Raw genomic sequence first — 11,406 nt, forward strand, 5'->3', positions numbered from 1 at the left:
CTCGACATCCCTGGCCACCTAGACCCCGTTCCGGCGCCGTCGGGTGAGCGTCGAGGCACCGCGCGGAGTCGGGTGAGCGACGCAACGTCGAGGCAGCCGCGCAGGGTCGGGTGAGCGGCGCAACGTCGAGGCAGCCGCGCACGGTCGAGCCGACGGCGCACCGGTGCGTCACTGGGCCGACCATGCGTCGCTACCTCGACATCCCTGGCCGCGGCGGCCGCGCCCGGTAGGGCGACGTCGAAGCAGCGCGCGACGCACGGTCGACGGAGCGGCGCGACGTCGAGCCAGCAGCGCAACGTCGAGGCAGCCGCGCACGGTCGAGCTGACGGCGCACCGGTGCGTCACTGGGCCGACCATGCGTCGTTACCTCGACATCCCGGGCGGCGGCGGCCGCGCCCGGTAGGGCGATGTCGAAGCAGCGCGCGACGCCGAAGAACTGCCCAAGGACGAGGCAGCGGCGCAGGGCGTCGAACCGGCGAGGGTCTCGGACGGCTGACCGGCGGGGAAACGCGCGGTGGCTGCGCCATCGGCTGCGCGCCGGCGACCCGAGTCGCGTTCCCGGCTCGCGTGTCGCAGCCGCTTCCTAGGCTCTGGTGTGCCGCCGGGGAGGGGACGTCCCCGGGGGACCTGAAGGACTGTCGTGGACGTGGTTCTGCGGCGGCAGGACGAGGTCAAGCGGCGGGTCTATCTCGCCATGCTCGGCCTGTCCCTGCCGCTCATCCCCGGGGTCGCCGTCCTCCGCTGGCAACTCGAGCCGGCGGTGCGGTTGGCCTACCCGGCGTTGTTCGTCGTGCTGGTCGCGCTCGGGCTGGGGCTGGCGACCCGGCGCCTGGCCGTCGCCCGTGCGGAGTCGCTGGTGCTGGTGGCCGTGGGCGGGCTGTGGCTCGCGCGTCTGGGCGCCGCGCTCTACGGCAGCGGCGACCGGGTGGAGTCGCTCACCCGCGCCCGCGACGTGGTCACGGAGTCGATCGGTCCGGGGCTCACCGTGCTGGTGCTGCTGCTCTACCTGGCCTCGCCGGTGCGGGTCGGGATGCGGCGCTCCGTCCTGCTCGTCGGCGCGTTCGTGCTGGTGTGCCTGCCCGCGCTGATCGGGGCGCTGCTGGCGGACGCGGACGCAGCGCTGCCGGCCGCGACGGCGGTGGTGCGCCAGTGGGTGTACGTCACCTGCACGGCCGCACTCGCCTACGGGCTTGCGCATCTCAAGGAGCAGGTCGCCGAGCAGATGGCCCGCAACCGGGCGCTGGAGGAGCTGGCCCACACCGATCCGCTGACCGGGGCGGCCAACCGCCGACGCGTGCAGGCCGTGCTGGGCGAGGAGCTGGCCCGCTGCCGCCGCTACGAGCGGCCCCTGTCCGTCGCGATGATCGACCTGGACGCGTTCAAGGAACGCAACGACCACCACGGGCACGCGGCCGGCGACGACGCGCTGTGCATCATCGTCGCGGGCCTGGGCGCCGAGCTGCGCGACACCGACACCGTCGGGCGCTGGGGCGGCGACGAGCTGCTGATCGTGCTGCCGGAGACGACCCTGACGGCGGCCGCCACCATCGCGGAACGGATTCGCGCACGCCTGTCGGCGCTGGCGCTGGCCGCTGGCCCGGAGCGGTTCGTCACCGGCTCGATCGGGGTGGCCGCGGCCGAGCCGGCCGACACGGCCGACAGCCTCCTGCTGCGTGCCGACCGCAGCATGTACGCCGCCAAGGCAGCCGGCGGCGACCGGGTCGTCACCACCGACGTCGACGGCCAGACCCTCCTCACCGGCGTCTGACCCCCCGCGCCGCGGTCGCGGCGGGCGTCGCGTCAGCCCTGCGCCCGGACGCGGCCGGGGGCGACGGGCGGCCGTGATGTCGGAGTACCGCCGCACGGTCGGCCCAGTGACGCACGGTCGGCCAGAAAGCGCACCGGTGCGTCATCGGCTCGACCGCGCGCCGCTGCATCGACGTTGCGCTGCTGCCTCGACTCGGGGCCGCGGACGGGCGTCATGTCGAGCGAGCGATGCATGGTCGGCCCAGTGACGCACCGGTGCGCCGTCGCCTCGACCGTGCGCCGCTACCTCGACGTCGAGGTACGCCGACGATGTTTTTACGAGGCCGACTTCGACCGCTCAGGCGGTGTTGCCGGCGATCTGGCCGCACGCTCGGCGTCGCTGCGAACGATGCAGAAGCGGTTCCCGGCCGGATCCTCGAGGACGGCCCATCCCGACCCGTCGGGCCGGCGGCGATCGGCGACCATGCGCGCACCCAGAGCGAGGACGCGTTCGATCTCCTCGTCCCGAGTCAGGTCCGTGGGGGCGAGGTCGAGGTGCACCCGGCCGACCGGATCCTGGAGTTCGGCGACCTCGATGAAGAGCAGACGATGGCCCGTTCGAGGGTCCACGATCATGCACTCCGGGTCACCGGGCAAGTTGGGATCACCAGGGACGTCGGTGTAGTCGAGGAGGCGCTTCCACCACTCCGAAACCTCGTAGGCGTCGAGGCAGTTGATCGTGGTGTGCGAGACGCGCGCCGCCATGCCGGACTCCCGTTCTTCGACGAATGGAGGGAGGAGAGCTACCAGAGCGGACCGGTCCGAGCGTCATGCCCTCGTCAGGTGGTCGGTGACTCCTCGGTGACGCTCGCATCGAGCAGCCGATCGAGTTCCTGCCGGCGGTCGACGAAGAACCAGCGCTCCGTCAGCTGACCGTCCCGGTGGTGGTAGACCTCGACCGTCTTGATCCGCACCTCGTCATCTCGTCGTGGAACGCGAGCTCGCCCAGCGCGACGACGTGCTCGCCGTTGTCGAGGACGTCGTGGATCTCCATCTGCCTGGGCGCATCCCACTGTGGGTCGAAGAACGTCTCCCAGATCTCGTCGCGGCCGCGCACGGTGCCGGCCATTGCGGAGTCACCGAAGACGTGCCACTGCGCATCCTCGGTGATCAAACTCAGGAGCGCGTCCCGGTCTCGCTCCTCGAAAGCACGCTGGTAGGCGCGATGGAGCGCGGAACCGCTGCGCTCGCTGGATGGTGTCATCGCGAGGACCGATCAGTACCGACGTCGTGAGTCTCCGGTGCGCTGCGTCGCTGTCAACGCCGCAGTGCGTGGGGTGCCGGGGGCGGGTCCGCCTCCACGACGGCACTGGCACCTGCCGGTCCGGTCCCGTACTGTGTGTACAGGATGACGTACAGGAGTCGCGATGCCTGAGACCATCAGCGAAGCTCGCACGCGCCTGCCCGCGCACGTACGTCGATTTCGCGAGCAGGGGCTGGACGCCGAGCCGGTCATCCTGGGTGACCGGCGTCATCCAGACGCCGCTCTCCTGCCCTACGAGACCTTCCGACTGCTGCTCGATGTCGCCGAGGACGTCGCGATCGCGCAGCGCATCCGAGAGCGTGACGCCACGGACGACGGCAACCGGACCTCGCTCGGGGAGGCGGCCGCGGAGTTCGGTATCGATCTCGAAGCCCTGTGACCCTGCGGTTCGCGCGCGTCAGCTTCCGCGACGATGCGATGCAAGACCTCCGTCGCCTCGCCGAACGATCCCGAGCCATCCTCATCGAGGTCTTCCGCCTTCTCAAGGCGCTCGACGCCGGCGAGCTCGTGCCGACGCCCCTGCACGACTACGCCAAGACCGGAGACCTGACGGACTGCGGCAAGATCGTGGTCGCCATCGATGGTGAGGCCGAGCATCGGATCGTGGTCCGGGATCTCGGCGGGGGAGCGTTCGAGATCTGTGAGGTCATCGCCGTCGAAGACCGCACCGACGACCTCCCGTACTTGTTGGCCGGTCTCCGCTTGGGCCGGCTCGAGGACCCGGTCCGTAGGTCCGATGCGCAACGGCGCGTTGCCCGTATCCGGCAGCTGCGTGGCCGCTGACCCTGCATGACGGGGGGTCACGGTCCGGTCGTGGTCGTCGAGGTCAGCCCTCCCACCTCGGCAGGCGGGCGAGTTCGGCGTCGACGTTGTCGGCGGTGAGCCCGTCGGCCCGCTCTGCGGGGTCGCGCGCCGTCGTGAACCACAGCTTCCACACGTACTCGGCGTGCTCGGGGTCCTCGCGGGCGCTGCGGGCGGCAGTCGTCCAGCCGAGCAGCAGGTGGCTGAACAGGACCGCGTCCATCCCCGTCCGTTCCAGGACGGCCTCGCCGGGCCAACGACTACGCCAGGCATGCCACGCGCCGATCCCGACGAACCCAACGGCGAGAAGCCCCGCCACCGTGGCGCCGGTCCACCACCCGTCGACGCCGGCGAGCACGGCGACCCCGGCCCACAGCACCGTCGGTGTCGTGACGCCGCGGTCAGCCGTCCGCGCCGTCAGCGCCAACGCCGCCAGCCTTCGCGGGTCGAGATCGGCGACCACGGGCGCGAGCAGCACACGCGATCCGACCCGCAGCCGCAGATCGTCCGACTCCGCGCCGCCCTCGCTGACCGTGCCCGTCGCCACCCCGAGGCAGCGGACGACCGTCCCGTCGAGGAGCGCCTGCGTCGCCGCCGGCAACTCGAGATCCTGCGACGGGTTCGCCCACCGCAGCAGCGCCGGGCGTGCGAGGGCGTGGAGGCTCGCGGCGGCAGCCGTGACCGGAACGATCACCCCGAGGAGCGCAGACAGCTCGTCCGGACCCCACATCGCGCCCACCAGGGCCAGGATCCCGATCACCGCGAACCATCCCGCTACGTCGAGGACGCGGTGGCGGCGCCGGAGCTCGGCAGGCACCCGTGGCAACGGCGGCACACCCGTCACGCGCAAACTGCCCCCTCCGATGGCAGCGACCCTACCCGCGGGGAGAGTCCGGCCAGCTGCAGTTCCGCGGGGTGGAAGACGTCGCGCTCGCGCTCGACCGGGCCGGTGAAGCCTCCGCGAACGGCCAGACCGATGAGGAACCGCCTCCGCCGTCGTCAGCCTCGTCAGAGTGCGAGGCTGCCCGTGAGCGGTGGCTGTGACCCAGGGGGTCTTGGATGGCGCGGTACCTGATCTCGTTCGACGACGGCGCGATGGAGCACCTCCACGACGAGCTGGCCGAAGTGGGCGAGGCCGCCCACGCGGTGGTGGAAGCGGCCCAGAAGGCCGGCGTGTGGATCTTCGGCGGCGGCGTGGAACGGCAGCGCGCGAGCCTGGTGGCCACCGACGGGACGATCACCGACGGCCCGTATCCGGAGACCAAGGCGGTCATCGGCGGCTTCGTGGTCGTCGACGTGCCCTCGCGCAAGGAGGCGCTCGAATGGGCCGCCAGGTTCGCCGAGGCCTGCCGCTGCACCCAGGAGGTCCGCGAGATCATGTACGACCCGCTCGTCTGATCGCCGCGGGTCCCGCGCGGCGCGCCCGTCCTGGCACCGCCGGCGGCGGGACGACGAACGTCGCCTACGGTGCCCGTATGTCGAAGATCCCGGAACTCCTCTCCGAGCGGCTGCGGCTACGTGGCTGGAGGCCGAGCGACGTCGAGGCGCTCCGCCGGATCTACGGCGATCCGCAGACGATGCGCTTCATCGGGGACGGCTCCACGATGCCGCCCGACCGCGCCTGGCACGCCGTGGCGGCGCTGCTCGGGCACTGGGAGCTGCGGGGCTACGGCATGTGGGCCGTCACCGAGCGCTCGACCGGCGAGGTGCTCGGACGGGTCGGCCTCTACCACCCGGAAGGGTGGCCGGGCATCGAGCTCGGGTGGCTGCTCGACCGATCCCGGTGGGGCGAGGGCCTGGCGACGGAGGCGGCCCGTCTGGCCGCCGCGTGGGCGTGGGAGACGCTGGAGCTCGATCGGCTGATCCACCTGATCCAGCCCGACAACCTCGCCTCGGTCCGGATCGCGCAGAAGCTCGGTGCCTCGCTCGACCACCGCCTGAACCTCGACGGTGTGGACGTCGACGTGTACGCGCTGGCTCGCCCGACCGCCAGCCCAGCCGCTACGAAGCGGGGTCCATCGCGGTGAGCGCGAACTCGCCATCGTCGCGAGGTTCCACGGCGAAGACGGCCTCGGCCGGTTCGTAGACGCCCGCGGGAGGCGGCACCGCGATGCGCCCGCGACCGAGCACGGACCAGGCGACCAGCTCGCCGTCGTCGACGAACGCGAGGAACACGTCGCTGTCCGCGTTCATCTGCCGTTCGGCGGCCGCCGGCATCTGCACACCGAGCTGCCGCTCGACCTCGTCGGCGGACGTGTAGGGCGGGAACACCCCCAGCTGGTCCCAGTCGAAGCCGGTGGCGTCGTGCAGGTCCAGGCGCCCATCGCCAGCGGCGGCGGCCTCTGCGGCGTCGGCCAGCTCGTCGTCCAGCGACGCGCGCTCCTGTGGCCCGCTCCCACAGGCCGCCAGCACGACCGTGGCGGCCACCATCACGCCGGTACGCCGCCACCGCGACGTACGACCCCGGTGCCCCATGTCCATTCCGATCTCGCACGAGCGGTCGCGACCGCCGCGGCCCGCCTCCCCGCGGAGGGCCGTCAGCGGTCGGCGGTCAGCCAGCCCTCGTCGACGAGGTGGTCGAGCACCTGCTTCGCGCAGCTCTGCACGTCGGCGCTGGTCGTGTCCAGCCGCACGTCCGGTGACGTGGGCTCGTCGTAGGGGTCGTCGATCCCGGTGAAGCCCTTGACCAGTCCGGCGCGCGCCTTGGCGTACAGGCCCTTGCGGTCGCGGGCCTCGCACACCTCCAGCGGCGTGGCGACGTGCACCAGCACGAACCCGGCCCCTGCCTCGCGCACCATGGCGGCGACGTCGTCGCGGACGCCCGCCTCCGGGGCGATCGGCGCGCAGATCGCGACGCCACCGTGCCGGGCGATCTCCGCCGCCACGAACCCGATCCGGCGCACGTTGGTGGCCCGGTCGTCGCGGGAGAACCCGAGCCCCTTCGACAGGTGCTTGCGGACCAGGTCGCCGTCCAGCAGCGTCACCCGGTGATCGCCGCGCTCGAGCAACCGGCCGCGCAGCGCGTTGGCGACCGTGGACTTGCCGGAGCCGGACAGGCCGGTGAACAGCACGACCAGGCCGCGGTCGTGGCGGGGCGGGTGCGCGGCACGCAGCTGCGCCTCCACCGCCGGGTAGGTCGCGTCGGTGGCGACCGTGTCGCCGGCACGGATGGCGGCGTCGACGTCGGCGCCCAGACGGCCGAGCCGGATCCGCTGGTGGGCCCCCAGCGCCCGGGCCACCGCGTCCAGGCGCTCCTCCATGTCGTCGGCGTGCAGACGCGGCGAGGACGGCAGCAACGCCAGCGTGGTCGGTACCCGCAGCTCGGGCAGGACCGCCCCCAGCGCGCGGGTGACCGCGGCAGTCGCGTCGGCGCCCAGCTCGCTGCGCTCCAGCTGCACGAGCAGCAGGTGGGCGCGGTTGCTGCCCACCTCGGCGCGCAGGTGCTCGACGTCGTCGAGGTGCAGGGCCCGGTCGGTCACGACAGCCAGCACCGTGTCGTGGACGGCCAGCTGCTCGCGCAGGTCGGCCGGGGTCGGACGCAGGTCACGGAACGTCCACCGCTGCGGACGGGCGACCCCTTCGAGGTGCCCGTCGACACGCACCGCACCCGCGGCGCCCGGGGCGACCGCCGTGACCTCCAGTGCGGCGACCATGGTGCCTTCCGGGTCGCGCAGGGCGACCCGGTCGCCCGGCTCCCAGCCGTCGGCGACGTCCGTGGGGACTTCGATGACGTGGGGATCGAGGAGGCCGTCGAGCACCAGCTCCAGGTCGTCGACCTGTGTCGCCGCGAGGTCGTACGAGGGCCACGACGTCGAGGCCGCGCGCAACGCCTGCACGCGGTCCGCGTCGGACCAGCCCGAGCCTGACGTGCGGCCGGCCTCGAGATGGGTGTCGCTCACGTGTCCTCCGTCGTCGGCGGCAGGGTTGCCCGCGGCGGCGGGTGGGCCTGCCGGGCGTGGCGTCGTCCGCGATCGCATACGGACGCCGGCCGCGAAGGCAGCGGGGGAGCGTACTGTCCGCAGGGACGTCTCCGGCCCGGCCGATCCGGCCCGGACGACCAGTTAGCGTGGCATCCGGTCGGTAGGAGGGGGTCCTGCGGTGCACTTCGACTCGCTGTCAGGCCGGCACGTCGTCGTCACCGGCGGTGCGGGCTTCCTCGGCTCCCACCTGTGCGCGGCCCTGCTCGACGTTGGAGCGCGGGTCACCGCGGTCGACAACCTGGTGACCGGCCGGCTCGACAACGTCGACGACCTGTTCGGCCGGCCCGGGTTCACGTTCGTCAACTACGACGTCACCAACTACCTGCACGTGCCGGGCCCGGTCGACGCGATCCTGCACTTCGCCTCGCCCGCGTCGCCGGTCGACTACCTGCAGCTGCCGATCCAGACCCTGAAGGTCGGCTCGTTGGGCACCCACAACGCGCTGGGCATGGCGAAGGAGAAGGGCGCGAGGTTCCTGCTCGCCTCGACCTCGGAGGTGTACGGCGACCCGCAGATCCATCCGCAGCCGGAGACGTACTGGGGACACGTCAACCCGATCGGGCCGCGGGGCGTCTACGACGAGGCCAAGCGCTTCGCCGAGGCGATGACCTACGCCTACCACCGCACCCACGAGGTCGACGTGCGGGTCGTGCGGATCTTCAACACCTATGGCGAACGCCTGCGGATGGCCGACGGCCGGGCGGTCCCCACGTTCATCGGCCAGGCGCTGCGCGGCGAGCCGATCACGCTGCACGGCGGCGGCGCCCAGACCCGGTCGCTGGTCTACGTCGACGACCTCATCGACGGGATCCTGCGCCTGCTGGTGGCCGACTACTCCGAGCCCGTCAACATCGGCAACCCGCACGAGGTGTCGATCCGCGAGTTGGCCGAGCTCATCCTCGACATCGTCGGCGGTGGCAGCGAGCTGGTCGACACCGAACGGCCCGTCGACGACCCCGAGGTGCGCCGGCCCGACATCACCGTCGCCCGCCGCGAGCTCGGTTGGGAGCCCAAAGTCGATCTGCGCGAGGGGCTGCAGCGCACCATCGCCTGGTTCCGCGACCAACTCTGAGCCGACCAGCCGGGTTCGGCGGGGGCGGGGACGTCGACCGGTCGCGGTGGGACACTGCGGCTGACGCCCTCATCGAGACTGGAGACCGCCGTGCACGTTTCCGACTGGGACGCGGTCCTGGACGCGGTCCTGCCCACCGCGCGGGACTACCTCGCCTCGCTGCCCGACCGCCGGGTGTATCCCGACACCTCGCCCGACGAGATCCGTGCCGTCGTCGACCGGCCGCTGCCCGAGACCGGCGCACCCGCCGAGCAGGTCGTCGGCGACCTCGCCCGCGACCTGTCGCCGTTCGTGGCCGCCCACGGCTCGGGCCGCTACTTCGGGTTCGTGATCGGCGGGCTCCACCCGGCCGCCTACGGCGCCGAACTGCTGGTCGCCACCTGGGACCAGAACGCCGGACTGTACGCCCCGACCCCGGGCGCGGCCGTCGTCGAGGAGGTGGCGACCCGCTGGCTGGTGGAGCTGCTGGGGCTGCCGGCCGACTGCTCCGTCGGGCTGGTCACCGGCGGGCAGATGGCCAACTTCACCGCCCTGGCCGCGGCCCGCGACCAGGTCCTGCGCGAGGTCGGCTGGGACGTCGAGGCCGACGGCCTGCCCGGCGCGCCCCGGATCCACGTGGTCGTCAAGGAGGGCCGGCACGTCACGATCGGACGGTCCCTGCGCTACCTCGGGCTGGGCGAGCGCAACGTCGTCGAGGTGGCCTGCGACGACCAGGACCGCTACCTCCTCGACGAGCTGCGCGCCACCCTGGCCCGACTGGAGGGCCCGACCATCGTCTGCGCCGAGGCGGGCAACGTGAACACCGGCGCGTTCGACCGCTTCACCGTGCTCGCCGACCTGGCCGACGACCACCGCGGTCGCAGCAACCCGACCTGGGTCCACGTCGACGGGGCGGTCGGGCTGCTGGCGGCCGCCTCACCGGCGCACGCCCACCTCACCGAGGGCCTCGCGCGGCTGGACTCGTGGTCGACCGACGGGCACAAGCTGCTCAACGTCGCCTACGACTGCGGCGTCACCATCTGCCGACACCCGGCCGCGCACCGGGCGGCGATGAGCGTGCGGGCCAGCTACCTGGTGCAGGGCGACGGCGAGGTCCGCGAGGCGATGGACTGGAACCCGGAGTTCTCGCGGCGGGCCCGCGGCATGGGCGTGTACGCGACCCTGCGCTCGCTCGGGCGCAGCGGCGTGGCGGCGATGGTCGAGCGCACGTGCGAGCTGGCCCGCCGCTTCGCCGCCGAGCTGGCCGGCAGCGGCCGCGCCGAGGTCGTCAACGACGTGGTCTTCAACCAGGTGCTCGTGCGCTGGCTGCCGCCGGCCGACCACGACCCCGACGCCTACAACGACGCCGTGATCGCGGCCGTGCAGCGCGAGGGGGTCGCCTACGTCACCGGCACCACCTGGCGCGGCCGGCGGCTGATGCGGATCTCGGTCTCCAACTGGGCCACCGACCGCCACGACGTGGACCGCACGGTCGCGTCGATGCTGCGAGCCGCCATCGCCGTGGCCGAGCCGGCCGCGACCGCCGCGAGCGAGCCGACCACGGCCGGCTGATCGCGCCCATCACGGCACGCCGCCCGCCGCCCGCCGCCCGTCGACCACCGCACGCGGACGCCGGTCAGGCGAGGGCGGGCAGGCCGAGGTTGGCGTAGATCTCGCGCGTCGCCGTGGAGCTGTTGAGCGTGTAGAAGTGCAGGCCCGGCGCGCCGGCGTCCAGCAGCCGCTGGCACAGCTCGGTGGCCACCTCGACACCGATGCGCCGCACCTCGTCGGGCCGGTCCTCCACGGCGTGCAGCCGGTCGGCCAGCGCGACGGGGAACGCGGCGCCCGACAGCTGCGCGAACCGTTCGATCTGGCGGACGTTGGTGACCGGCATCACGCCGGGCACGATCGGCGTGTCGCACCCGTGCGCCGCGACCTCCTCGACCATCGCGAGGTAGGACTCCACCGCGAAGAAGAACTGGGTCACCCCGAAGTCGGCGACGCGCAGCTTCGCGGCGAGGTGGCGGCGGTCCATAGCAAGGTCGGGTGAGAGCGGATGGCCCTCCGGATGCGCGGCCACCCCGACCGCGAAGGACCCGCCGCCGACCTCGCGGGCGAGTTCGACCAGGTCGACCGCGCGCTCGAGCTCCCAGAACGGGTGCACGTCCTGGGGCGCGTCCCCACGCAGGGCGAGGATGTTCTGCACGCCGGCGTCCCGGTAGCGGGCCAGGATCGCGGCCAGCTCGTCGCGGGTGTGGCAGACCGCGGTCAGGTGCGCCATGGGCGTCATCGTGGTGCGCTCGAGCATGTCCACGACGATCCGGTGGGTGCGCTCGCGCGTGGAACCGCCCGCGCCGTAGGTCACCGACACGAACGACGGCCCCAGCGGCTCGAGCTCGTTCAGCGTGTTGCGCAGCTTGCGTTCGCCGGCGTCCGTCTGCGGCGGGAAGAACTCGAACGAGTAGGTCGTGCCGGCGGCGAGCAGCTGATCGATCCGTGGCACA

Annotated in this window: 14 protein-coding genes; 7 read left to right on the forward strand and 7 right to left on the reverse strand. The window is 72.8% G+C overall.

Annotated elements, in window-relative coordinates; all coding sequences use genetic code 11:
- Positions 1 to 640: 640 nt before the first annotated feature.
- Complete coding sequence (locus tag ACERM0_RS18820; protein WP_373680173.1) at positions 641 to 1,768, forward strand: diguanylate cyclase; 1,128 nt, start codon at positions 641 to 643, stop codon at positions 1,766 to 1,768.
- Positions 1,769 to 2,082: 314 nt separating this feature from the next.
- Here ACERM0_RS18820 and ACERM0_RS18825 read toward each other — a convergent pair whose 3' ends face one another.
- From ACERM0_RS18825 to ACERM0_RS18835, 3 genes are all read right to left on the reverse strand, one after another.
- Positions 2,083 to 2,511 carry a VOC family protein gene (locus tag ACERM0_RS18825; protein ID WP_373680174.1) on the reverse strand — a complete coding sequence of 143 codons (429 nt, stop codon included), beginning with the start codon at positions 2,509 to 2,511 and terminating at the stop codon, positions 2,083 to 2,085.
- Between the two features lie 74 nt (positions 2,512 to 2,585).
- Positions 2,586 to 2,720 (reverse strand): hypothetical protein, encoded by a 135-nt coding sequence (locus tag ACERM0_RS18830; protein WP_373680175.1) that lies wholly within the window; start codon positions 2,718 to 2,720, stop codon positions 2,586 to 2,588.
- Positions 2,672 to 3,010, reverse strand: coding sequence for a nuclear transport factor 2 family protein (locus tag ACERM0_RS18835; protein WP_373680176.1), 339 nt, complete (start codon positions 3,008 to 3,010; stop codon positions 2,672 to 2,674). The genes ACERM0_RS18830 and ACERM0_RS18835 overlap by 49 nt, the downstream gene beginning before the upstream one ends.
- 163 nt (positions 3,011 to 3,173) lie before the next feature.
- Between ACERM0_RS18835 and ACERM0_RS18840 the strand changes: the two genes are divergently transcribed.
- A complete protein-coding gene (locus tag ACERM0_RS18840; RefSeq protein ID WP_373680177.1) occupies positions 3,174 to 3,449 on the forward strand; it encodes a hypothetical protein in 276 nt (91 codons plus the stop codon).
- Positions 3,446 to 3,853 carry a hypothetical protein gene (locus ACERM0_RS18845; RefSeq protein ID WP_373680178.1) on the forward strand — a complete coding sequence of 136 codons (408 nt, stop codon included), beginning with the start codon at positions 3,446 to 3,448 and terminating at the stop codon, positions 3,851 to 3,853. Before ACERM0_RS18840 ends, ACERM0_RS18845 begins: the two co-directional genes overlap by 4 nt.
- A gap of 43 nt (positions 3,854 to 3,896) precedes the next feature.
- Here ACERM0_RS18845 and ACERM0_RS18850 read toward each other — a convergent pair whose 3' ends face one another.
- Positions 3,897 to 4,688 carry a hypothetical protein gene (locus ACERM0_RS18850; protein WP_373680179.1) on the reverse strand — a complete coding sequence of 264 codons (792 nt, stop codon included), beginning with the start codon at positions 4,686 to 4,688 and terminating at the stop codon, positions 3,897 to 3,899.
- A 242-nt stretch (positions 4,689 to 4,930) separates the two neighbouring features.
- Between ACERM0_RS18850 and ACERM0_RS18855 the strand changes: the two genes are divergently transcribed.
- The gene (locus ACERM0_RS18855; RefSeq protein WP_373680180.1) at positions 4,931 to 5,269 is read left to right on the forward strand and encodes a YciI family protein; all 339 of its coding nucleotides are present in this window, start codon (positions 4,931 to 4,933) and stop codon (positions 5,267 to 5,269) included.
- A gap of 77 nt (positions 5,270 to 5,346) precedes the next feature.
- On the forward strand, positions 5,347 to 5,898 hold the full coding sequence (locus tag ACERM0_RS18860; RefSeq protein WP_373680181.1) for a GNAT family N-acetyltransferase: 552 nt from the start codon (positions 5,347 to 5,349) through the stop codon (positions 5,896 to 5,898).
- Here ACERM0_RS18860 and ACERM0_RS18865 read toward each other — a convergent pair.
- Together ACERM0_RS18865 and cysC are read right to left on the reverse strand one after the other, a co-directional pair.
- A complete protein-coding gene (locus ACERM0_RS18865; RefSeq protein ID WP_373680182.1) occupies positions 5,873 to 6,298 on the reverse strand; it encodes a hypothetical protein in 426 nt (141 codons plus the stop codon). The genes ACERM0_RS18860 and ACERM0_RS18865 overlap by 26 nt on opposite strands.
- A 110-nt stretch (positions 6,299 to 6,408) precedes the next feature.
- Positions 6,409 to 7,770, reverse strand: a complete 1,362-nt coding sequence (gene cysC / locus ACERM0_RS18870; RefSeq protein WP_373680183.1) for an adenylyl-sulfate kinase — start codon at positions 7,768 to 7,770, stop codon at positions 6,409 to 6,411.
- 199 nt (positions 7,771 to 7,969) lie between these two features.
- On the opposite strand from cysC, the gene ACERM0_RS18875 reads away from it, so the two are divergent.
- Together ACERM0_RS18875 and ACERM0_RS18880 are read left to right on the forward strand one after the other, a co-directional pair.
- Complete coding sequence (locus ACERM0_RS18875) at positions 7,970 to 8,923, forward strand: UDP-glucuronic acid decarboxylase family protein (protein ID WP_373680184.1); 954 nt, start codon at positions 7,970 to 7,972, stop codon at positions 8,921 to 8,923.
- A 90-nt stretch (positions 8,924 to 9,013) separates the two neighbouring features.
- Positions 9,014 to 10,474 carry an aspartate aminotransferase family protein gene (locus ACERM0_RS18880; protein WP_373680185.1) on the forward strand — a complete coding sequence of 487 codons (1,461 nt, stop codon included), beginning with the start codon at positions 9,014 to 9,016 and terminating at the stop codon, positions 10,472 to 10,474.
- Positions 10,475 to 10,538: 64 nt separating this feature from the next.
- On the opposite strand, the gene ACERM0_RS18885 is transcribed toward ACERM0_RS18880, so the two are convergent.
- Positions 10,539 to 11,405, reverse strand: coding sequence for a methylenetetrahydrofolate reductase (locus ACERM0_RS18885; protein ID WP_373680186.1), 867 nt, complete (start codon positions 11,403 to 11,405; stop codon positions 10,539 to 10,541).
- Position 11,406 lies beyond the last annotated feature (1 nt).

Origin of the sequence: Egicoccus sp. AB-alg2 (assembly GCF_041821065.1) — a bacterium.
In the GTDB taxonomy this organism is placed as follows: domain Bacteria; phylum Actinomycetota; class Nitriliruptoria; order Nitriliruptorales; family Nitriliruptoraceae; genus Egicoccus.